The following is a 21,870-nucleotide window of genomic DNA, read 5'->3' as shown; positions in this document are numbered from 1 at the left end:
GCGGGAACTTAGAATGAAGAAGGTAAACATTCATCAGATTAAGCCTGGTGAGAGGCTGGCGAAGCCGATCTTGCAGGACAATGGGAATGTTCTCCTAGGCGTGGGCGTTGAACTGAACGAACGGTTTATAGACAGACTTCGCAATCTTGGCATCGATATTCTGTTCGTTGAGGACTCCTTTACCGATGACCTTGAACCGCCAGAGGCAATTTCGGATAAAACACGTCAAAAAGCAGTGGATGCTGTCTATCAGACGATGGCGAACTTGAAGGATCAGAATTTTATGAAGGGCAGAGCGGTTGCTCCTGAGATGGGGCGCCAGCTGCGGCAGGTGTTCGGCGAGATTCTGAATGACGTGATGGTGCGAGGCGACGTCATGGTCAATTTGACAAGTATCCATACTACGGATGCTTACTTGTTCCAACATTCAGTTAACGTTGCTATTCTTTCAGGCATTATCGGTATTGCGAAAGGCTACAATCGTATTCAATTAGAGGAGCTTGGGGTAGGGGCTTTATTGTTCGATGTCGGGATGACGAAGGTACCTAAAGAGCTTCTGAATAAGCAAGGTACGCTGACAGATCAAGAGCGAGCGATTATTGAGCGCCATACGACGGACGGTTTTGATATTCTCCGGAAGCAGCATGACCTTTCCTTGTTATCTGCGCATTGTGCGCTGCAACATCACGAGAGGTTTGATGGATCGGGTTACCCAAGGGGGCTCAAGCGTGATGAGATCCATCTGTACGCCCAGATCGTAGGGCTGGCAGATACCTATGATGCGTTGACATCGCCAAGGCCGCATCGCAAACGTTACACACCGTCGGAGGCGATTGAGTTTTTATTTGCCGCCGGGAATACGTATTTCGATTTCGAATTGGTCAAGCTGTTCTGCAAGCACATCTCGGTTTATCCAATTGCGACGACTGTCCGATTGAGTACAGGACAGATTGCAGTCGTTTCCGCGAACAATTCACTCGCCGTTCATCGCCCGAAAGTGCGGGTTGTGGAGGAGCCGGACGGAACTCGCCCTTCTAATCCGTATGAGATTGATCTGAAGAACGAAGTAAGCATATTGATTGTTGAAGAGTTATAACGGTAACCAGCACGGACTAACTGAATACGAGGACAACGAACGATAATAGCAAACTTGTCGAAAGGCAAGGACGCAAAGCCATAGGGCCTAATACCTGCGAAGCGCAGCGTTTGGCAGCCTGGTTACCGAATTCGCTCCCTTGCAGGCAGATTTGGAGCGGCTTCTTTTTTTGAATGCGGCTTTTTTTGTTTGCTTGTTTTCGGACCAATTCGTTACATTACGTGTCAGTGAGAAATGTAATCGAGTGCTATCCAACATAGGGAGGGTTTAGATTCATGGCGATTAGGAGCGGACAAGAGCTTCACAAGAAGGATAAAGAGTTGATTGCACCGAAGGCGCTTGTACATAGCAGAACGATCGTTGAGAAGCAGGACTATGTTACGACGGGCATCTCTACTTATGTGGAAGGTGAACTGCTAGGCATTGATCTGAATGAATACAAGCGTTTCGAGCTAGGTGATTCGGTGCAGCTAACTTTTTATTCTCCTATGGGCATTCACCGCCTCCAATCAACGATTATAGGCAAGGATGAAGGTTCGATTGCAGTTATTTTTCCTCCGCGTGCATTCCAATTCGTTGAGAAGCGGGAGAGTCCGCGCGTTGAAGTGGCGGCAACCGGTATACTGCGGCTTCCACGAGAAGGGCAGAAAGTGAAGGCTGCACCGAAGATTACAGATTTAATAGCTCCTGCGAATGCAGGCCTTGTCTCAGACGATCTGCTTGCTGAATTGGACGAGCTGTTTCATGACGCAGGCGTTGAGCTGGACGAATGGGAAGGCACATCTATTCGAATTCGCAACATCAGCAACTCGGGTATCGGTTTCTTAATTGAGCAGCCTGCAGTGCCGCTTATGACGGGTGAGAATGTTGAAGTTGAGCTTCGGATCGATGGTCAACGCGTCATTCGATGCGCGCTCTCCATCGTTCGATCGCAGACGACGCCGGAAGGCAAATATTACGGTGCTCGCTTCGAGGGTATGGAGGAGAAGGAGCAAAGGGCTCTTCGAGCCTATATTCTCCGCGAGCAAGTCAGCATGTTCTATACGAATCGTCGACTGCAGTTGAAGAAAAATAATAAGACAAGCCGCTCAGATTCATGAGCGGCTTCTTTTTTTGGTTTGGGTGCTGCTTGTTTCGCCTCAGTCTAGAAAGGCAATACTGCATCGTATGTGCTGCATATACGCATTGCAAGAGGTGATATGGCGAGTGCTTGAGAATGGCAGCGGGGGCAGGTTCGCACAAGGGGCAGCTGCTGGGATGGCGGCAGTAGCAGCGGGAACGGCTATTATTCATACGGGCTTGTATGATGATGATGCAGCGGCTTTGTTCTCGTTGCTAGTTGTCCTTTGTTCGGCGTGGCTAGCAATTGCAGGGATTTGGAGCAGCGATCATCGTAGACTAGAAGTAGATGACAGCGAACATGACCAACTGACCTCTGCTGTATGGTTCAGTCTATTTGGGCTTGCCTTATGCAGCCTAAGTCAGCTCGCTATGAGTCAGTCCTTGGATAGGGCTGCTGTGGCAGAGGCGTGCATTCGATGGCTCGGTGTTATAGGACTAGCAGGCCTGTTGTTATATGATCTGCAGCGTCGGAAGACGACTAGGACCATTTCAATCACTCGGATCAGCGTGCTTGTGACTTCAGGGGTACTGATCGGACCTGTGACGATTGCGGGGTGGTTTGGCATGCTTCCGTCTCCGTTATCGGATGGGTTTCTGCTGGCTGAATCTGATATACGCGTAGCGAGCATGGGCGTAAGGCTGTCTGGCTTCTTGCAATATCCCAATGCACAGGGCATCTTCGCTGCGGCCATGCTGCTACTGCTGCTAGCGGTAGGACCAGCCCGTTCGGCGCATCCGCTTATGAAGCTGGCAGCCGTCAGCTTGCCTGCGCCACTGCTGCTTACGCTGCTGCTCGCCGAGTCGCGCGGCGCCGGGCTCGCCTGCATCGCAGGCTTCGCCGCCGGCTGCCTGCTGCTGCGCGGGCGCCGGCTCGCGCAATGGCTGGCCAGCGCAGGCTGGGCCAGCGTCTGCGCCGCGCTCGCGTGCCGCATCGCGCTGGCGCCTCCCGCGGCGCTTCGCCTCGCCGCGCTGCTTGGCTGCTTCGCAGCCAGCGCCATCGGCCTCGCAGCCCTGCGAAGCAGGCTGCTCGCCGAAGGCGCAGCGCGGCCGGGCCGCGCTATCGCTGCGAGCGCGATGCTGCTCGCAGCCGGCCTCGCCGCGCTGGCGCTGCTGCCACCGCAGCAGCTGTATGCGCGGCTCGGCGCGCATTACGAGACGGCGGCTTCGCGCGCGTCTCTATACCAAGAGGCGCTTCGCCTATGGCGGGAAGCGCCTCTACTTGGCCGCGGCGGTGACACCTGGCGGCAGCTCGCAGGCCCACGATTCGGCATCTACGAGGTACACAGCGGGTACCTCGACATTTTGCTCAATCATGGCCTGCTTGGATTATCGCTAGTGCTGCTGATGCTCGGCGCACTGCTTACTGCTATCTGGCGCACGGGCGAGCAGCGCCTTCTGCTAGCACCTATGCTCGCCATGCTGCTGCACGCGGCAATTGATTTCGATATGAGCTATGGCAGCTGGTGGCTGCTGCTGTTCGCGATTGCAGGGTACGGAATTAACGCTCAAGCCGCCCAAGCAGATTCGCGAAGCGTCCTACAAGCTTCCTAGCCGCCAAAAGCGTGTCGGAACGCCTCGCACAGCGCCGTGCGGTCAACCTCCCACAACTCGGCGATTTCGGCGCTGACATTCTCGTCCCACCAGTCGGATAATACTTTACGATTGCTTTGATTCTCATGAATCCAAGGGAGATTAAGCGCTACCTTCTTGAAGTAAAGCTTCTCAGCTTCCTCCTGCTTCTCCTTCGGAATCCACTTGTTCAGCCGCTTGGCGGTGCGATACAATTCGTTGCTGCAAGCTCTCTTAATTTTGCGAGCGGTCGGGTACCCGGTAGAATGCTTCTCGTTCGTGGGCTTCATACGACAACCGCCTCCTCTCTACGGCTATCGTATGCACTAATTTAGGATGCGGACACTAGCCTGAACGTTGAACGGTGCGGACGATATTTTTCACCCATCCACCAAACTACTGGACGAAAATATACCCAACCATCGGTCCGTCGCTCCGCATATCTGCGTGCGTCAGGCACCTGATTTCATACGTTCCAGCTTGCTCTGCGGTGAAACGGACAACGGTCGTTTCGCCTTTCTTCACTTCGCCCTTCAGGCCAAGTCCCTCGATGACGAATGGGTGCGTGTCGCCGCTAATGCCGATAATGCGCAGCTCGACGGGCACGCCTTTCTTCACAACGATCGAGCCTGGGTCGAAGCGATAGGCTTCAAGCATCTGGCCGTTCTTGTCCTTCGTCTCGAACTCTCCCGTCACGAGCGTGAACACCTGCGTACCAGCCGTTGGCGCAGCCGCAGCAGGCTCAACTTTGGTCAGTTGAACGCGCCACACGACGACAGCAAGCAGGGTCACGACGAGAAAGGCGCCAAGGAGCTGGATATTTCTTTTTTTGATTACGAGAAATTTTGTCATGCAACTTCTCCTCCACTTATACGTATCTATTCGAGGCTAGTCTATGCGCAGGCCTGTCTGAACATGCCCCCTCAGGCACTTGGACTTGGCATAAGGGTATGCTAGAATACGAAACAAGAGACAAGACAGGCCTATGGGAGAGGCGAAAGGAGAAACCATGCACGTATTGTCAGATGTTGTGGCGACGATGCTCGAATGGATGAAGGATCTCGGCTACTTCGGCATTTTGTTCGGCTTAATGGTAGAGGTCATTCCGAGTGAGGTTGTGCTAGCCTATGCGGGATACTTGGTCTATGACGGGAGAATATCGTTTTTAGGAGCTGTTATCTTCGGTACCGTCGGAGCTGTTCTTCAGAACTGGATTTTGTACGCGATCGGCCGATACGGCGGCCGTCCATTCCTTGATAAGTACGGGAAGTTCCTGAAGATTAAGAAGAAGCATATCGATATTGCCGAAGGCTGGTTCGACAAGTATGGCAAAGGCATTGTCTTTACAGCGCGGTTCGTCCCTGTCATGCGTCAGGTCATCTCGATTCCTGCAGGCATGGCGCGGATGTCCTTCGGCATTTTCACGCTGCTGACGGCGCTGGCTTCGCTGCCATGGTCGATTCTGTTTGTTTATTTGGGACGATCCCTTGGCGACAATTGGGATACGATCGAAGAGGAAGCGGGCAAGTATATTCACGAAGGCATTCTGGTCGCGCTTGGCCTATTAATCGTCTATGTGGTGTTCAAAATTGTACGTTCCCGCAATAACAAGAAATCAGCTTAATACACCTATTGGAATAAGCGGACATGGACCCGGCCTTTGGCTGAGAGCATGTCCGTTTCTTTGCCTGTATCTGCCTAAATCTGCTACAATATTTAGAGGTCGTTCAAAAAGTCCGTTGTTGATCACGAAGCATCACAAGACTAGGCATCGAATCTTGGATGAAGCTGAGACTTCCGGTTCTCACGTAGCAAATCACTACGCTCCGATCCTCATTCCCCGCTTGCTCCAACCTTCTCGGTGCTGGAAACCGATCATTTTGAACACTCAATAGTAAGAAGAATGACAACTAATTATATCGGATATGAAAGTGAGGTTCGCCATCATGGGTAAAAATGTAAGCGCGAAGCTGAACCAAGGGATTTCGCCTCAGCAGTTCATCGACGGCATGACCAAAAACCAAGATCAATTCCGTTCCATATACGAATCCTTCGAATGGCCGAATAAGGAAGACCGCAAGTTTTTCGAATCGCTCAATGGCCGCGAAGATCTGCGCTGCTTGATTCTTGCTGCAGATTGGTGCGGCGACGTAGTTCGCAACCTGCCGGTCGTATTTCATGCGCTTGCGGTAAGCGGCGTCAAGACAGAAGTGCTTATTATGGAGCAGCATCTCGATACGATGGATGAGTTTTTGACAATGGGCGGACGCTCGATCCCAGTCGTTATTTTTGCTGGAGCAGACGGTGTTGTACGCGGACAGTGGGGCCCACGTACAAAGCATGTTCAAGAACCGATGATCGCGTTCAAGCTAGGCAATCCTGATCGGGAAGCGTCAGATTATCAGCAGAATCTAACTGCGGCGCGGGAAGAAATCATGCGTCGTTATGGCGAAGGCGAAGGCACAGCCTACCAAACTGATATTGTTAGCGAGCTGCGTCAGCTGCTCACTACGATTTAAGCCGATGACGAAGCTGAATATACAGACCTTCTCACTTGGCCCACTGCAGACGAACTGTTACTTATTGACGGATGAATCCGGCGAGAGAGGCGTTATTATCGACCCTGGCATGGGGCCGAAGCGTCTGCTCGAACGAATTGCATCGATTCAGATAGAGGCAATCCTTTTGACACATGCACATTTTGACCACATGGGCGGCGTTGATGAAGTGCGCAAAGCAAAGGGGTGCCCGGTCTACATACATGATCTAGAGGCGGATTGGTTGACCAATGCGCAGTTGAACGGCTCTTACCGTTGGAAAGACGTAACGCCGCCGCTGACGACGGACCCTGCGGAATATGCGCTGGACGAAGGACAGACGCTTGATCTCATCGGACACAAGTTCTCCGTGATGCATACGCCTGGCCATTCGCCGGGCAGCGTCAGCCTCCTCTGCGGCTCCGATCTATTTGGCGGCGACGTCCTGTTCCGCGCATCTATTGGACGTACCGACCTGCCAGGTGGTCGCGAGCGGGATCTCTATGATTCGATACGGCTCAAGCTGTTCAAGCTGCCGGACGATGTAACGGTATATCCCGGACATGGTCCGAAGACGACGATCGGATTCGAAAAGGCGAATAATCCGTTCGTTGGCTTACACCGCTAGTTTAAGAGGTTGTTCAAAAAGTACGTCTTTGATCCCGAAGCATCACAAGAAGCATATTCGACATCAGGTGCTGAAAACCGAACTTTTTGAACACGGGCTTTATAAGTACGAGATGGAAGGGGCTTGCTGAAGTGGCGGTTGAGAAGCAGGATGCACCGACAGAAGCGAATGTAACGAAATTATCGGAGGAGCAAGCGGCGGCCGAGCGGGAACGGATTATACGCGATATTGCGGCTGAGCTGTCCATTCCGCTGACGAAAGTGAAGGCAGCCGTGTCGCTGCTTGATGAGGGCAATACGATTCCGTTCATTGCGCGTTACCGCAAGGAGATGACGGGGGAGCTCGACGAGAATGCGCTTCGCGATATTGAAGAGAAGCTGCAATATCGGCGCAACCTGGAAGAGCGCAAGCGCGAGGTTATTCGGCTTATTGACGAGCAGGGCAAGCTGACGGACGAGCTGCGCCGAGGCATCGAATCCGCTGTTAAGCTGCAGGAGGTCGAAGACCTGTATCGTCCTTATCGTCAGAAGCGGAAGACGAGAGCGAGCGTTGCGAAGGAACGTGGCCTCGAGCCGCTTGCACTCTGGATATGGGCTCAACCGAAGCAGGGAGATCCCTCAGTAGAAGCGCAGCGTTATATTGATGCGGAGAAAGGCGTTAACAGTGCAGAGGAAGCTCTACAGGGCGCCATGGACATCCTTGCTGAAAATATTGCCGACGACGCTGCCATCCGCACATGGGTCCGCAAGTTTACGCATGATCAAGGTGTGCTCCGGACGGAAGCGAAGGATGCGAGCGCTGAGACGGTATACGAAATGTATTATGCCTACCAGGAGCCGGTACGCAAGCTGCCGCCTCACCGTGTACTCGCCATTAATCGGGGCGAACGCGAAGAGGTGCTTCGCGTAGCGCTCGACGTTCCAGCTGACCGCGTCCATGATTGGATGAACCGCACGATTGTCCGCCGGCATACCGCACCGCAGATTGTGGCGGTGCTGACCTCGGTTATTGAGGATGCTTACAAACGTTTAATCGCACCGTCCATCGAGCGTGAGGTGCGCGGCGAGATGACGGAGAAGGCGGAAGAACATGCAATCTCGATCTTCTCTGTTAATCTGCGTAATCTACTGCTGTCGCCGCCAGTTCGCGGCCAGGTTGTGCTTGGTGTCGACCCTGCATACCGTACAGGCTGCAAGCTCGCTGTCGTTGACGACATTGGCAAGCTGCTCGAAGTAGCCGTCTCGTACCCGACGCCTCCCAACAACAAGGTAGCTGATGCAGAGCGCATTGTGAATGGCATGCTGGACAAGTATAGCGTTGGCTTGATCGTAATCGGCAATGGTACGGCGTCACGGGAGACGGAGCAGTTCATTGCAGACCTGATCGGCAAACGGCGTCAGGCCGGAGCGGCAGGCGCTAATGAATTGAAATATATGATCGTCAGCGAAGCGGGTGCTTCGGTCTACTCGGCATCCAAGCTTGCAGCAGAGGAGTTCCCGTCGCTTGACGTATCCGAGCGGAGTGCGGTTTCGATCGCACGTCGTCTGCAGGACCCGTTGGCTGAGCTTGTGAAAATCGAGCCGAAAGCGATCGGCGTTGGCCAATACCAACATGACGTCAGTCAGAAGCGGCTGGAGGAAAGCTTAGGCGGCGTTGTAGAGTCTGCGGTTAACCACGTCGGCGTCGATGTGAATACGGCGTCTCCGTCGCTGTTGTCCTACGTAGCAGGCGTCAATGCGACGATTGCCCGCAACATCGTAAAGTACCGTGATGAGAACGGCAAATTCTCGCAGCGCAAGGAGCTTTCGAAGGTTCCTCGGCTTGGCGCGAAGTCTTACGAACAGTGCATCGGCTTCCTACGGATTCCAGAGGGGGACAACCCGCTGGACCGTACGCCGATTCACCCGGAATCGTATTCGGTTGTAGACAAGCTGTTCCGCGCGCTCGGATTGAAGCTGGCGGATGTGGGCACCGAGTCTGTGCGTGCCAAGCTGGCTGAGGCGGATGTAACGAAGCTCTCTGCTGAGCTTGAGGTTGGTGTACCGACACTGCGCGACATCATCGACTCCCTGCAGCGTCCAGGCCGCGACCCGCGCGAAGAGCTTCCACCACCAATCTTCCGGACGGATGTGCTCAAGCTCGAGGACTTGAAACCGGGCATGGAGCTGCAAGGCACCGTCCGCAACGTCATCGACTTTGGTGCGTTTGTCGACATCGGCATCAAGAACGATGGCCTTGTCCACATTTCGCGCCTAAGCACCAAGTTCGTCAAGCACCCGACGGACGTCGTATCCGTTGGCGATGCCGTCACCGTCTGGGTACTCGAAGCCGACGCGAAGAAAGGCCGCGTCAGCCTCACCATGGTCAAACCCGACTAGAGGATGTATGCAATAAAAAGCCGATCCCGCAACAGGGGATCGGCTTTTGTTGTATTCCAACTTAGCAATTCAAGCAAGCTTAGCCAGGAATAAGCGCGGTATAACCACTCTTACTCTATATACTCGCATCTTCGCCACCCTATAAGTGTTGTAAAATCACACCTAATACGGCACTATGCACGAAAATCCACACATCGAGATACATTAAGTTATGTTTCCCTACACTTATATCTCTTTTAACACAGTCTAAACGGAATTAAGCGTTGTTCAACAACGCTTAATTCTTTGGATCTATATCACGCGCAACCAGTAAGCTTTGCCCCACAGGGGCACGCGATTCCTACCACCAAAGAATGCGACGGCGTCTCTGCCAATCCCACGTTCCCCCTTCCGGGGTCCAGGGGACGGGAGTCCCATGGGATCCTCCCTAGCAGGGAGGATTTAGGGGGGTAGAAATCCTCTAGATGGGATTAAATCCTCTAGATGGGTAGAAATGTTGATTTAAAGCGGTTAGAAAGAAATGTTGATTATGCTGAAAGTAATAGGGTTCAAAGGGGCTCAGCCCCTTAGCTTAACTATTCGTTGTTACGGATTCTTCGCTCGGACGCTGCTTCGCGCGGTAAAAATACCAGCAGTCATTCAGCAGACGGATCTGCCGAATATCCTTCTTCTGGTACGCGCGCATCAGTTGATTGCACAGCCACTGCGGCATATGCGTCGTCCCCCTCCCGGACCGTACTGTATGAATAGCATATGGGCATGGATGGGTAGAAGTGCAGGTCCGAAACGATTTCATTCGCGTGAATTCGACCGCATAAAAATTAATAATTTCCGGGTGTACCCGGAAATATAAATTTTTATCGGCGTCAAAACCTACCGCTAAACGCGGTCGATCATCGTCGAGATGCTTCGATAGAGGTTTTTACACCACAATGTTTATTGGCGTTAAACCCTACCTTTAGACGCGGTCGCTCATCATCGAATGGCTTCGATAAAGGGTTTCACACCGCGAATTTTATCGGCGTCAAAACCTACCGCTAAACGCGGTCGCACATCATCGAGATGCTTCGATAGAGGTTTCACACCGTATAAAAGAAAAAACGCACTGCGCCATTATAAGTCAGCGTAATGCGTTTCATCTTGTTAGTTCTCGTATTCCTCTTCGTACCACTGCTCCAGCTGTGCTTGCAGTGCGCGAATTTCGGTCAGCAGCGAGATGAGCGGGTACGATTGCTCTTTAATTTGGGCAAAATCCTGCTCCAGCTTGTTCAAGTAATCCAATCCGGAAATCGTTTGGATCGTTGCATCATGCAGCTCGACATTGTCGCATTCAGCGATGGCGTATGGAAGTGCAGGGACATTGCTTGCCGTCAGCTTGTCGATTTCTTTATGCAAACGCAGATTGAGCGCGCTAAGCTGGTAAGCGTGCGATTCCGGCATTTCAACGAAATGAACCGTGTCATTCTGTTTCATCAGAACGTAGCGCATAGTTGGCATAATAGTAAAGATTCTCCCCTCTAATAACAAAAACAGCTCGAACGAGATCGAACTTTCTACTTGAAGTGTATCGCAGCCCACCTTTACAATTCAAGTAGGTGGAGGAGATTATCAATGAATGATGAGACGCTGCAGGCGTGGGTGGAACGAGTATCGCTGGAGTCGTTCGGTATACCGTTCAAGCATCGCGCTACTTTTAATGGCCGATTGAAGGCGACTGGCGGGCGTTATTTTACAAAATCGCATAACATCGAAATCAGTCCGCATCAGCTTGAGGCATTCGGAGCCGAAGAGACGGAGAAAATCATTAAGCACGAGCTGTGCCATTATCATCTTCATATTATGAAGCGGGGCTATCAGCATCGTGATCAGGATTTCAAACAATTGCTCGTACAAGTGGGGGCGTCCCGATATTGCCGTACGCTGCCGGAGCGTGAAGCGCGCAAGCCTAAGCCGTTTAAGTATAAGCTTGTATGCCGTTCTTGCGGTATGGAATACTTGCGTCGACGCCGGCTTGACCCGACCCGATTCCGCTGTGGCAAATGCTCCGGAAAATTAATATTAAATGTACTTGACTAGAGTGGGACAGGCATGGTAAATTATTAAATGTCACTGCACGATTTTCCCTGATAGCTCAGTTGGTAGAGCACTCGACTGTTAATCGAGTTGTCACAGGTTCGAGTCCTGTTCGGGGAGCCATGGAGAAGTACCCAAGTGGCTCAAGGGGACCCTCTGCTAAGGGGTTAGACTGCGTAAGTGGTGCGAGGGTTCGAATCCCTCCTTCTCCGCCACATTTTTTATCTGATTTGCAGGCTAGGGACCGTGCAACTCGATCGGTCTTTTTCTTTTGTTCAGATGTTGAATCGCGTTGAGCGATCAGTTATCCTAGAAAAAGGTGCTTGCAAAACGAATTGGTACATGATATGATCTTCAAGTCGCCTGATTCAAACGGGCGTGTTGAACAATGTGAGGCCCGTTGGTCAAGGGGTTAAGACACCTCCCTTTCACGGAGGTAACAGGGGTTCGAATCCCCTACGGGTCACCATCTATGAGCCATTAGCTCAGTTGGTAGAGCACCTGACTTTTAATCAGGGTGTCGTAGGTTCGAGTCCTACATGGCTCACCATTTGCTTCTTACCCTCGAAGCGAATGTGATGATTTTCTAAATGTGCGGTAGTGGTGGAATGGCAGACACGCTATCTTGAGGGGGTAGTGGGCGTACGCCCGTGGAGGTTCGAGTCCTCTCTACCGCACCATAACTTATTAAACAACAATCACTTGTTACTGTGCCGATTGGCGCGTAGCAGAGTGATTTTTTTTGTTTTCCGCATAATTCACCGTCCTTTCATAGAGTCGCAAAAGTTCCTAAAAAAACATCACCATACCTGAAAACTCACACCTACTACTGTCTGATGTAAACGATTACAATTACTCGTGTAAGAGCTTTCGGCAGAAAGACAGATGGAAATGGAGGTGCACCTCAAGTATGAGCGTCAAAGTAGAAACGAAGCCGAGCACGCAGCAATCAAGGGCCGGCAGATCAAACATCCAGGTATGGGTGCAGAAATTAATAGCGCAGCGTTATTTGCAGGTGATGGCGCTGCTTGGTGTTGCATGGATGATTGTATTCAACTACATCCCGATGTATGGAATCATAATCGCATTTAAAGAGTTTGACATTATTCGTCCGATCTCAGCAGCGCCATGGGTAGGATTCGATCATTTCAAAGAATTTTTTGAGGACGATAGTTTAGGCTACGTCATCAAGAATACGATCGGGATGAGTCTAATCAAGCTCGTTATCGGCTTCCCGCTGCCAATCTTATTCGCACTGCTTCTCAACGAGCTGCGCTCTATGGTTTTCAAACGGTGGGTGCAGACGATTACTTACCTGCCTCACTTCCTATCATGGGTAGTTCTCGGCGGTATTATGGCAACGTGGCTGTCGGACGTTGGTATCGTGAACAAGATATTGATGGCGATTAACGTCATACATGAACCGATCACGTACTTGGCGGAACCGAAGTACTTTTGGGGCATTGTTATTACTTCGGATATTTGGAAAGAGCTCGGCTGGTCGGCAATCATTTATTTGGCTGCTATTTCGAGCATCTCTCCCGAACTATATGAAGCAGCAACGATTGATGGTGCGGGACGCGGCCAGAAAATGTGGAATATTACGCTGCCATCGATCAAAGGGACGATTTCGATTTTGTTCATTCTCGCAATCAGCGGTGTGCTCAACTCGAACTTCGATCAGATTCTCGTCCTCCGCAACCAGTTGAACGAAACGTCCAGCAACGTCATCGACGTGTATGTTTATCAGGCAGGCTTGTTGTCAGGCAGATATTCCTATGCGGCGGCAGTTGGATTGATTAAATCCGTCATTGCTCTCATTCTGCTGCTGGGAGCTAACGGCATAACGAAGCGTTTAAACAACACGTCTCTATTCTGATCAAGGTGGTGACCTAAGGATGTTTTCTGCGAAAAGGCAGTCGGCATCAGAATTTACATTCGAGATTCTCATCTCCGTTCTGATGCTTATCATATGTTTCATCACGTTGTATCCAATCTGGTATGTCCTAGTCAATGCCTTCAATGACGGCGAGGACGCCATGCGCGGAGGGATCTACTGGGTTCCGAGGGTGTTCAGTTTGACAAGTTTTCGAGCTGTATTCCGCAGCGACGGCATTATGACGGCGATGTGGATCACAGTGGCGAAGACGGTAATCGGAGTCGTTGTACACGTATTCTTCACCGCAATGGTAGCGTACGCTTTCTCTCGCAAGGAGCTTATTGGGCGAAAGGTGTACATGCTGATTGGTACGATTACGATGTTCTTCGGTGGCGGTCTCATTCCTTACTACCTGCTCATTCGTGACCTGCACCTGCTAGACAATTTTCTCGTCTACATTATCCCGGCAGCTTTCAGCTTCTTCGATCTTATTATTTTCCTCTCCTTCTTTAGAGAAATACCTGCCGGACTAGAAGAGGCAGCACGAATTGACGGAGCGAATGATTTCAAAATCTTTTACAAAGTCATCATCCCTGTTTCAATGCCGGTCGTTGCAACAATTGCGTTATTCCATGGTGTGTACCAGTGGAACGACTATTTCACCGGTATGATCTACATGAATGATATGGATCTTCAACCGATTCAGACGTTCTTGTACCGGGTTGTTGCGCAATCTGGCTCGAATCAGATGCTGGCAGCAATGCCAAGCGGCGTATCGGTATCGGTTACAAGCCAATCGCTCAAGCTGGCGACGATGGTCGTTACGACCGCGCCAATCGTCATTGTCTATCCGTTCCTGCAGAAGTACTTTGTTAAAGGCTTCATGATCGGTTCCATCAAGGGCTAGGAGACTTGTCTAACTTTAATTATCAGTCTGGCTGCTACTTGTGGTCGGGTTGCTAATAAATGAAATCATTTCAGAAAAGGGGACTTATCAATGAGTAAAACACGTAGACTGTGGACCTCGATGATGGCATTGACTGTCGTGTTCGCGATGGCGTTCTCTCTCGCAGCTTGTGGAAGCAGCGATGATGGCGAGAAGACGACAGAGGACAAGACGACGAATAACGAAACTGCAACGACGACAGACAATACGGATACGGCAACGACGACGACAGCTAATGCAGATGAGCCAGGCTGGAAAGCAGATGCCAAAGATCCGATCACATTTGATTGGTATATTAACTTCTCGTGGTTCAATAAGAAGTGGGGCGGAGACGCTACTGCCGAATACATTACGAAGAAAACGGGCGTAGGCATCAACTTCATCGTGCCAGCTGGCAACGAAAATGAGAAGTTGAACACGATGATCGCATCTGGCAAGCTGCCTGACTTCCTGACACTTGGATGGTATGAAGAAGGCGTTCGCAAAATGATCGAAGGCGATCTCGTACTGCCGCTGAATGAACTGGCCGATCAATACGATCCATACTTCATTAAAGTAGCAGACCCTGCTAAACTGGGCTGGTACACGCAAGCAGACGGCAATGTATATGGCTACCCTAATGCATCGTCCTCGCCTGCTGACTATGAGAAATACGGCAGTAACTTCACGTCGAACCAAACGTTCGTCGTTCGTAAGGATATGTACGAAGCAATCGGCAGCCCAGATATGAGCACGCCGGAAGGCTTCCTGAACGCACTGAAATTGGCGAAAGAGAAATTCCCGGAAGTGAATGGTCAACCGCTTATTCCGCTTGGTTTGCATGAGTTCACGGAGACGGGTAACTACTCGCTCGAAGGCTACCTGCAGAACTTCCTAGCCATTCCGCAAGTGAAGGACGGCAAGCTGTATGACCGCCGCCTAGATCCTGAGTATATCAGCTGGCTGAAGACTTTCCGTCAAGCAAACCAAGATGGCCTGCTGTCCAAAGATATCTTCATCGACAAACGTGCGCAAATGGAAGAGAAAATTGCGCAAGGCCGTTACTTCGCGATGCTGTATCAACGTTCTGACTTTGCAACGCAGAACATCTCGCTCTATCAGAAGGATCCGAATTCGGCTTATATCGCAATTAACGGACCTGCGAACTCGTCGAAAGCAGCGCCTACGCTTTCTGGCCCAGGTATTTCCGGTTGGACTGTAACGCTCATCTCCAAGGATGTTAAAGATAAGAAGAGAGCAATTGAGTTCCTGACGTACCTCATCTCGGAAGAGGGCAACAAAGATATGTACCTCGGCGAGAAAGGTGTAACGTACGATACGATCGACGGCAAAGACCAGTTCAAGCCTGAAGTTATTGACCTGCTCAACAAAGACCGTGCTGCATTCGACCAGAAGTATGGCGCTTCCTATACGTACTGGATGCTGATGGACACGAACATGAACTTGGCATGGGCGCCTCCTAGCGTTGATCCAGCTAAGCAAATGGAAGATTGGACGAAAGGCAAATCGATCAGTATGTCTGAATTCGATAACCTCGATGCGCCAGCGAACTCTGAAGAAGGTATCGCAGGCAGCAAAAACGCACGCAGCTGGGGTAAAACACTTCCGAAGCTGATCTTGTCCAAATCGGATGCTGAATTCGATGAGATCTGGAACAAGTACGTTGCAGAACGTAATAGCAACAAACAAGACAAAATTGATGCTTATCGTCAAAAAGCATACGAAACGAATGTAGCTAAACTTCAAGCCTTCAATAAGTAATCATACTGTGATAGCCTGAAGTCTGTCCGTGCAGACTTCAGGCTTATTACAATAACGGGCAAGGATGGTGTACACATTGTGATAAAACTTGCTCGGCAATGGGGTTCCAAGGCTTCGCTAGAGATTGGTCGAATGTCGATTCAATTCAAGCTGATTGTATCTTTTATTTGTATCATTCTTATCCCAATCATTTTGGTGTCGTGGTATTTGTTCCACAACGTTTATTTGAACACGATCAAAGATATGACGAAGAAGAATCAGTACATTCTCGATATCGAGAAAATGAATGTCGCAAACAACATGGAGGTTATGCAGCGGACTGCTGAATTAGCCATTTCGAATAACGATATCAAGGATTATCTTGAAAGCGGAGTAGATTTAGATACGGCTGGCTTGGTTGATTTTAAGACGAAGACATTCTCTATGTTCCAATACTTTCTGTTTAACAACCCTAATATTGCGAATATACGGCTGTATACCGAGAATCCGAATGTGTATGAGTTCTGGCCTGTTATTTTTAAAGAAAATCGGATTAAGAATAAACCTTGGTATGATACCGTGATCAAGCAGAATGGCATCGTATGGTGGGACATCAGCCGCAGTACGGAAAGCATTCTAGATAGCGGCAATGATGTTCCGGAGTCGATTTATGTGTCCTTGCTGCGGGAGCGCAAATATTCCGATGATATACGACATAACAGCGTGCTCGAAGTCAGTATGGAAATAAGCAAGTTCTTTATGAAGACTTTCAGCGATGTACAAGACAACGACTCCCAAATGCTTGTCGTGAATCGAGAAGGTATGCCGTTCACGAAGGATTCATCACCGCTGTTTCAGAAGCTTCCTGTGAACGAAGTCTTGAAGCAGTTTGAATCTCATCGCACGGAGGGCGAATCTGCAAGCTTCTCCTTCTCTTATGAGGGTAAGCCGTATATTGGAATCTACAGTCATGTCGAGCTATTAGATAGCTATTTGCTCAACATTGTTTCGCTGGAGAGCACGCTTTCCGACATTAGCAAGCAGCGGAATACAATTATTATTGCAACGATTATACTCATCGCTTTATTGTCGATGATTTCATATTTACTCCACTCGCTCATTCTGAAGAAGCTGAAGATATTGCGTGAATCGATGAAGAAAGTACGCAAAGGAGACTTCAATGTCGATATCGCGATTACGAGCATGGATGAGGTCGGAGAGATAGCTTTCCATTTCAGGCAGATGCTTAAGAAAATGAACGAGCTGATTGCGCAGGCCGTGAGCCGCCAGGCTGCAACGAAGGAAGCAGAGCTTAACGCGCTGAAGAATCAGATCGATGCTCATTTTCTATATAACACGCTTGAGAATATTAAGATGTTGGCGGAAGTGGAGTCCCAATACGCCATCTCCGATGCGCTCACCTCGTTAGGTGGCATGATGCGTTACAACTTGCAGTGGACGAGCAACCATGTTCGGCTGCAGGATGAGCTGGTTCATATTCAGAACTATATCGCGATTATGAACATTCGCTATGATAATAGCCTTGAGTTGAATGTGGAAGTGCCAGACATTTATAAGGATCAAGAAGTGCTGAAAATGTCGCTGCAGCCGGTTGTGGAGAATGCAGTGAAGCATGGCTTCGGGCATCGAGGCAAAGGTAAATTAACGATTACAATTAAAGCCTACGCGCTGAATGACGATTTGGTAATCGAAGTGATCGATGATGGCAACGGCATTGAGGAAAGTAGACTGCGAGATGTGAACATGTTCATCCGTTTGGATGACGCCGTGTATCAGGAGATGCGAAACGCCGCGGACGCCGGACAGAGAGAAGGCAGCGGAATTGGTCTTCGCAACGTGGATCAGAGAATCGTCATGAATTATGGCAAAGGGCACGGCATTCGAATTGATAGTGTTCAAGGCACTTATACTCGCGTGACGATGGTGCTGCCGTACTTAAACATAGCCGGAGGTAAAGATGCTTATGCGAAGCCTATTAATCGTGGATGATGAGCGGAACATTAGAGTTGGCTTGAAATCGATGATCGATAGAGAGTTTGCCGGGGCGTATACGTTTTATTTTGCTGCGGATGGGGAAGAAGCTTTGCAGGTGTTGGATGAGACGGAGATCGACCTCGTCATTACCGATATTCGGATGCCTGTTATGGATGGCATTACGCTCATCCAACGGTTGCAGGAACGTGAATCTCGGGCGGATGTGGTGATATTAAGCGGCTTTGATGATTTTCAATATGCAAAGGCAGCGATTCGGTTCGATGTCAAAGAATATTTGCTCAAGCCGATCGTAAGAGAAGAGTTATTTCGAGTGCTTCGCCGATTAGAGGAAGAATGGCAGAAGAAGAATGAAGTGGCCGATGAGCTTCGTAATACAATCGCGCTGAAGGCTGAATTTGCGATTACCCAACTTCAGAATGTGTTAATGCATGATCGGTACCGTGCAGAAGAAGTTCGAGAGCTATTAGGACGGGCGGCGTTATGCTGGCTGGATGAGGGGTTCCAGGTTGCAATTGTACGGATGAATGGCGGCGCTAGAGCAGCTGAGCGTGCGGAGTTTATGCATCGGATCGATAAAATAATCGGTTATGAGAATGAGAGACGCTGCATCCGGTTCTACGACAGAGAAGAACGGTTGGTCATCATAACGGACAGTTCAACTCTGATTGAACGGCTGTCCACCTATATGAAGGAACATCCAGCTTGTGGGTTTCAAGCTGGTGTCAGCGTGCGAATGTCGCCTATGGAAGCAGTCAGACAGGGATATCGGCAAGCTGTTGCGGCGGTTGCTTATTCCGTACTGCTGACAGCACCCGATGTGATTCGTGCAGAAGAGCTTGTCGATAAGAGCAAGTCTTATAAGCTTCCGGTTGAAGATATACACAAAATATCCAATTTGCTTGGACTCGATCGAGAAGCGGATATCAAACGGCTGCTGCAGCATGTTCTTGATATTAAGACCATTATGCGATATGACATCAGCTATTTGGAGGGCATTAGCCACCTATTGAATGAGCACGTGTTCGACAAAGTATTTCAGGTTTACGGTGAAGGGTCGCTCGAAATATTAAAGCTTCATCGGACAGTTGGAGATATCTATAACGCGCCTTTCCATGACTACTATTACAGTGTGCAAAGCTTACTGCTGCTTCTTAATGATTATGTTCGCCAAGTGCGTTCGGTCTATAACGATAAGAGTGAGATGGGACGTGCAATCAGTTATATTCAAGAGCGTTATCATGAGGATCTGAATATGGCGATGGTGTCTAACCATGTATCGCTTAATTACTCGTACTTCAGCCAGGCATTCAAGGACCATACAGGCGATACGTTCGTTGCTTACTTACGCAAGCTGCGTCTTCAGAGGGCGAAGGAGCTGCTCATGACATCGGATATGAAGGTGTATGAGATCAGCGCAAGCGTCGGCTTCGAGAATGTGAAGCATTTTACGCGTGTCTTCAAGGAAGTAGAAGGCGTATCACCGCTGGAATACCGTGCGATGAACGAAGCGTTGGGAGCCGAGTGAATACTCCGAGATCACTACCAGGATAGGAGAGGATCAGTGTGGTATTGATGAACAATAACGTGGCTGGATTTGTACGTGCACAGGGCAAGAAGCTGGTGAATGGCGATGGGGAAGAGCTTATTTTGCGCGGTGTAGGCCTTGGAAGCTGGTTTCTCCCAGAAGGTTACATGTGGAAGTTCCCGGAGCAGGGCGATCGGCCGAGAAAAATAGAGCGGATAGTTGAAGAGCTTATTGGATCAGAGAAAGCGGCTGAGTTCTGGGAGACGTATTACGACCGTTACACGGCAGAAGCGGATATTCGCAAAATTGCAGAAGAGGGCTTCAACTCTATTCGTATTCCGATTAATGCGCGAGCTTTCATCGAGGATGGAGAGCCTGTACGATTCAGGGGGAATAACTTACATCGTTTAGATTTATGCATCGATTGGTGCCGCAAATATAACGTTTACGCCATACTGGATCTGCATGGGGCAACAGGCGGGCAGACGGGAGCTAATATCGACGACTCCGAGAATGATCAGCCTGAGTTGTTTACGAATGCGATCTACCGACGGATGACGATTGATTTATGGCGCCAACTGGCTGATCGCTATAAGGAGGAATGGATTGTAGCGGGTTACGACCTGCTCAATGAGCCGCTGCCGGATTGGAATGCTGCACTGAATTCAGAGTTGATGCCGCTGTACCGTGACATCGTGAAGGCCATTCGAGAAGTGGATCAGAAGCATATGATCGTCCTAGAAGGCGCACATTGGTCGACGGATTGGTCTATTTTCGATGAAATGATCGATGATAATACGCTTCTGCAGTTTCATAAGTACTGGAATAACCCGGACACAGAGAGTATTCAGACATATATCAATGACCGTGAGCGGTTGAATGCGCCAATCTTCATGGGCGAAGGCGGAGAGAACAATATCGATTGGTACTCCGGTGCGTTTCGCTTGTTCGAGGATCACGACATCTCGTGGAACTTCTGGACGTGGAAGAAGATGGACACGATCAATTCGCCTTGTTCTGTGAATCGGCCGGAAGGTTGGGACCGACTCGTAGACTATTTGTCTGGCGGAGAACGTCCGAGTATGGAAGAGGCGCAACGGATTTTGTGGACATACCTTGATAATATCGGCATCGAGAATTGTACGTATCACCCTGAAGTAGTAAATGCGTTGTTTAGAAGAGCGCCTGTACGAATTCCTGCTATTTTCTACGGCTATCAGGGATCGGGGATTGGTTATCACATCGGAGCGAAAGCTGATCGTAACGTGGGCTTTCGCGTAAATGATAAAACCGATATTCGTTTCGTAGATAGCGAGCGAGAGGGTTCGAACTTCCAGCATAATGGCGGACGTCCATGGACGATGGACCAGCGGCTGCTTGTACAGTTGGGTGCTGGTGATTGGCTCGCGTATGAATTCACTTCCGGTAATAGCGGCAGCGGCGAGAACGTAGAGGTGAGTCCATTTGGCGTAGAGATTCGCCTGCGTGCAACTGTAGAGTCGGGGAGTTGGAGCGGGTTAACCGTCAGCCTTGATGGTTGGCAGCTCGGTACGGCACGGCCGAGTAATGCTGAGTGGACTATTGTCCGACTGGATGAATCTGTGATGCTTGATGCAGGACTGCATCGGATTGTAATTGAAGCGGTAGACGGACCTATCCAAGTAGAATGGATTGATATCGTATAATATAGAAGAAACCGGGCTCAGAGGAGAATGATCAGTGAGTCCGGTTTTATATTAGTATTAGGTATTCCTTTGATGTTGATGCTGTTGTTCTATGAAAAAATCAAAATAAATCGAAATAAATAATAAAAAGTAGTTGCAATACACATTCTATCCGTGATATATTCTAATTCCGGCCGAGAAACACAACGCCGGCAAGCTTAAAACAAATCGAATTTTTGAAGTGAATAACTTCGAAAAAAGATTAAAAAAAGAGCTTGCACGACATGAAGTTATCTGATATGATAATGAACGTTGTCGAAACAAAACAAAAGAAATTGTTGACACGCTGATTAACATCTGGTAAGATGTAAAAGTTGTCGAAATTGTTCTTTGAAAACTGAACAACGAGCGAAACTGTCAGTTTAAATGTTTTAAATGAGCTATACAAGCACTTCTTTTATGGAGAGTTTGATCCTGGCTCAGGACGAACGCTGGCGGCGTGCCTAATACATGCAAGTCGAGCGGAGTTGATGAGGTGCTTGCACCTCTGATGCTTAGCGGCGGACGGGTGAGTAACACGTAGGCAACCTGCCTGCAGGACTGGGATAACATTCGGAAACGAATGCTAATACCGGATAATCGATTTCCTCGCATGGGGAGATCGGGAAAGACGGAGCAATCTGTCACCTGTGGATGG

18 protein-coding genes, 5 tRNA genes, 1 rRNA gene and 1 riboswitch are annotated in these 21,870 nt (G+C 49.7%); of the genes, 20 read left to right on the top strand and 4 right to left on the bottom strand.

All coding sequences use genetic code 11. The features are described from left to right. Positions 1 to 13: 13 nt before the first annotated feature. From DFQ01_RS26325 to DFQ01_RS26315, 3 genes are all read left to right on the top strand, one after another. Positions 14 to 1,096, top strand: a complete 1,083-nt coding sequence (locus tag DFQ01_RS26325; protein ID WP_110046918.1) for an HD-GYP domain-containing protein — start codon at positions 14 to 16, stop codon at positions 1,094 to 1,096. Between the two features lie 37 nt (positions 1,097 to 1,133). Then, positions 1,134 to 1,226: riboswitch (cyclic di-GMP riboswitch) on the top strand. Between the two features lie 145 nt (positions 1,227 to 1,371). Next, positions 1,372 to 2,196 carry a PilZ domain-containing protein gene (locus DFQ01_RS26320; protein ID WP_110046917.1) on the top strand — a complete coding sequence of 275 codons (825 nt, stop codon included), beginning with the start codon at positions 1,372 to 1,374 and terminating at the stop codon, positions 2,194 to 2,196. Between the two features lie 106 nt (positions 2,197 to 2,302). Next, on the top strand, positions 2,303 to 3,769 hold the full coding sequence (locus DFQ01_RS26315) for an O-antigen ligase family protein (protein ID WP_174812541.1): 1,467 nt from the start codon (positions 2,303 to 2,305) through the stop codon (positions 3,767 to 3,769). On the opposite strand, the gene DFQ01_RS26310 is transcribed toward DFQ01_RS26315, so the two are convergent. Both DFQ01_RS26310 and DFQ01_RS26305 read right to left on the bottom strand, forming a co-directional pair. Beyond that, positions 3,766 to 4,077, bottom strand: a complete 312-nt coding sequence (locus tag DFQ01_RS26310) for a dehydrogenase (RefSeq protein WP_110046915.1) — start codon at positions 4,075 to 4,077, stop codon at positions 3,766 to 3,768. The two genes, DFQ01_RS26315 and DFQ01_RS26310, sit on opposite strands and share 4 nt — an antisense overlap. A 106-nt stretch (positions 4,078 to 4,183) precedes the next feature. Further along, positions 4,184 to 4,639 (bottom strand): cupredoxin domain-containing protein, encoded by a 456-nt coding sequence (locus DFQ01_RS26305; RefSeq protein ID WP_110046914.1) that lies wholly within the window; start codon positions 4,637 to 4,639, stop codon positions 4,184 to 4,186. A gap of 157 nt (positions 4,640 to 4,796) precedes the next feature. Between DFQ01_RS26305 and uptA the strand changes: the two genes are divergently transcribed. From uptA to DFQ01_RS26285, 4 genes are all read left to right on the top strand, one after another. Next, entirely contained in the window at positions 4,797 to 5,411 is a 615-nt protein-coding gene (gene uptA / locus DFQ01_RS26300; protein WP_110046960.1) for an undecaprenyl phosphate transporter UptA, read from the top strand. A gap of 322 nt (positions 5,412 to 5,733) precedes the next feature. Next, positions 5,734 to 6,306, top strand: coding sequence for a thioredoxin family protein (locus DFQ01_RS26295; RefSeq protein ID WP_110046913.1), 573 nt, complete (start codon positions 5,734 to 5,736; stop codon positions 6,304 to 6,306). Between the two features lie 4 nt (positions 6,307 to 6,310). Then, positions 6,311 to 6,952: an MBL fold metallo-hydrolase gene (locus tag DFQ01_RS26290; RefSeq protein WP_110046912.1), complete on the top strand. Its 642-nt coding sequence runs from the start codon at positions 6,311 to 6,313 to the stop codon at positions 6,950 to 6,952. A 131-nt stretch (positions 6,953 to 7,083) separates the two neighbouring features. Continuing rightward, positions 7,084 to 9,330 carry a Tex family protein gene (locus DFQ01_RS26285; RefSeq protein ID WP_110046911.1) on the top strand — a complete coding sequence of 749 codons (2,247 nt, stop codon included), beginning with the start codon at positions 7,084 to 7,086 and terminating at the stop codon, positions 9,328 to 9,330. Between the two features lie 571 nt (positions 9,331 to 9,901). Here DFQ01_RS26285 and cmpA read toward each other — a convergent pair. Both cmpA and DFQ01_RS26275 read right to left on the bottom strand, forming a co-directional pair. Next, entirely contained in the window at positions 9,902 to 10,042 is a 141-nt protein-coding gene (cmpA, locus tag DFQ01_RS26280) for a cortex morphogenetic protein CmpA (protein ID WP_110046910.1), read from the bottom strand. A gap of 431 nt (positions 10,043 to 10,473) precedes the next feature. Beyond that, complete coding sequence (locus DFQ01_RS26275) at positions 10,474 to 10,827, bottom strand: hydrolase/acyltransferase (protein ID WP_110046909.1); 354 nt, start codon at positions 10,825 to 10,827, stop codon at positions 10,474 to 10,476. A 114-nt stretch (positions 10,828 to 10,941) separates the two neighbouring features. Between DFQ01_RS26275 and DFQ01_RS26270 the strand changes: the two genes are divergently transcribed. The 13 genes from DFQ01_RS26270 to DFQ01_RS26210 form a co-directional block, all read left to right on the top strand. Then, positions 10,942 to 11,406, top strand: coding sequence for a SprT family protein (locus tag DFQ01_RS26270; RefSeq protein WP_110046908.1), 465 nt, complete (start codon positions 10,942 to 10,944; stop codon positions 11,404 to 11,406). Positions 11,407 to 11,450: 44 nt separating this feature from the next. After that, positions 11,451 to 11,526 (top strand) — tRNA-Asn (locus DFQ01_RS26265). Between the two features lies 1 nt (position 11,527). Beyond that, positions 11,528 to 11,618, top strand: a tRNA-Ser gene (locus DFQ01_RS26260). Between the two features lie 179 nt (positions 11,619 to 11,797). Then, a tRNA-Glu gene (locus DFQ01_RS26255) sits at positions 11,798 to 11,872 on the top strand. Positions 11,873 to 11,877: 5 nt separating this feature from the next. Further along, positions 11,878 to 11,953, top strand: a tRNA-Lys gene (locus DFQ01_RS26250). 44 nt (positions 11,954 to 11,997) lie between these two features. Beyond that, positions 11,998 to 12,083 (top strand) — tRNA-Leu (locus tag DFQ01_RS26245). Positions 12,084 to 12,313: 230 nt separating this feature from the next. After that, a complete protein-coding gene (locus DFQ01_RS26240; protein ID WP_110046907.1) occupies positions 12,314 to 13,282 on the top strand; it encodes an ABC transporter permease in 969 nt (322 codons plus the stop codon). A 19-nt stretch (positions 13,283 to 13,301) separates the two neighbouring features. Then, positions 13,302 to 14,189, top strand: coding sequence for a carbohydrate ABC transporter permease (locus DFQ01_RS26235; protein WP_110046906.1), 888 nt, complete (start codon positions 13,302 to 13,304; stop codon positions 14,187 to 14,189). A 90-nt stretch (positions 14,190 to 14,279) separates the two neighbouring features. Further along, a complete protein-coding gene (locus tag DFQ01_RS26230; RefSeq protein WP_245946890.1) occupies positions 14,280 to 15,989 on the top strand; it encodes a type 2 periplasmic-binding domain-containing protein in 1,710 nt (569 codons plus the stop codon). A gap of 78 nt (positions 15,990 to 16,067) precedes the next feature. Continuing rightward, complete coding sequence (locus DFQ01_RS26225; RefSeq protein ID WP_245946889.1) at positions 16,068 to 17,978, top strand: sensor histidine kinase; 1,911 nt, start codon at positions 16,068 to 16,070, stop codon at positions 17,976 to 17,978. Then, a complete protein-coding gene (locus tag DFQ01_RS26220) occupies positions 17,953 to 19,509 on the top strand; it encodes a response regulator (protein WP_174812542.1) in 1,557 nt (518 codons plus the stop codon). The genes DFQ01_RS26225 and DFQ01_RS26220 overlap by 26 nt, the downstream gene beginning before the upstream one ends. Before the next feature lie 47 nt (positions 19,510 to 19,556). Beyond that, entirely contained in the window at positions 19,557 to 21,194 is a 1,638-nt protein-coding gene (locus tag DFQ01_RS26215) for a cellulase family glycosylhydrolase (protein ID WP_110046958.1), read from the top strand. A gap of 435 nt (positions 21,195 to 21,629) precedes the next feature. Further along, positions 21,630 to 21,870: ribosomal RNA gene (locus tag DFQ01_RS26210) — 16S ribosomal RNA — on the top strand; the annotation flags it as partial.

The organism is Paenibacillus cellulosilyticus (genome assembly GCF_003182255.1).
GTDB lineage: Bacteria > Bacillota > Bacilli > Paenibacillales > Paenibacillaceae > Paenibacillus_T > Paenibacillus_T cellulosilyticus.
This window is presented reverse-complemented; position numbering and strand designations above follow the sequence as displayed.

Coding starts and splice junctions, on each gene's coding strand:
- DFQ01_RS26230 (WP_245946890.1), top strand. CDS start 14,280: ATGAGTAAAACACGTAGACTGTGGACCTCGATGATGGCATTGACTGTC.
- DFQ01_RS26320 (WP_110046917.1), top strand. CDS start 1,372: ATGGCGATTAGGAGCGGACAAGAGCTTCACAAGAAGGATAAAGAGTTG.
- DFQ01_RS26240 (WP_110046907.1), top strand. CDS start 12,314: ATGAGCGTCAAAGTAGAAACGAAGCCGAGCACGCAGCAATCAAGGGCC.
- DFQ01_RS26310 (WP_110046915.1), bottom strand. CDS start 4,077: ATGAAGCCCACGAACGAGAAGCATTCTACCGGGTACCCGACCGCTCGC.
- uptA (WP_110046960.1), top strand. CDS start 4,797: ATGCACGTATTGTCAGATGTTGTGGCGACGATGCTCGAATGGATGAAG.
- DFQ01_RS26215 (WP_110046958.1), top strand. CDS start 19,557: ATGAACAATAACGTGGCTGGATTTGTACGTGCACAGGGCAAGAAGCTG.
- DFQ01_RS26220 (WP_174812542.1), top strand. CDS start 17,953: ATGCGAAGCCTATTAATCGTGGATGATGAGCGGAACATTAGAGTTGGC.
- cmpA (WP_110046910.1), bottom strand. CDS start 10,042: ATGCCGCAGTGGCTGTGCAATCAACTGATGCGCGCGTACCAGAAGAAG.
- DFQ01_RS26325 (WP_110046918.1), top strand. CDS start 14: ATGAAGAAGGTAAACATTCATCAGATTAAGCCTGGTGAGAGGCTGGCG.
- DFQ01_RS26275 (WP_110046909.1), bottom strand. CDS start 10,827: ATGCCAACTATGCGCTACGTTCTGATGAAACAGAATGACACGGTTCAT.
- DFQ01_RS26290 (WP_110046912.1), top strand. CDS start 6,311: ATGACGAAGCTGAATATACAGACCTTCTCACTTGGCCCACTGCAGACG.
- DFQ01_RS26235 (WP_110046906.1), top strand. CDS start 13,302: ATGTTTTCTGCGAAAAGGCAGTCGGCATCAGAATTTACATTCGAGATT.
- DFQ01_RS26305 (WP_110046914.1), bottom strand. CDS start 4,639: ATGACAAAATTTCTCGTAATCAAAAAAAGAAATATCCAGCTCCTTGGC.
- DFQ01_RS26295 (WP_110046913.1), top strand. CDS start 5,734: ATGGGTAAAAATGTAAGCGCGAAGCTGAACCAAGGGATTTCGCCTCAG.
- DFQ01_RS26270 (WP_110046908.1), top strand. CDS start 10,942: ATGAATGATGAGACGCTGCAGGCGTGGGTGGAACGAGTATCGCTGGAG.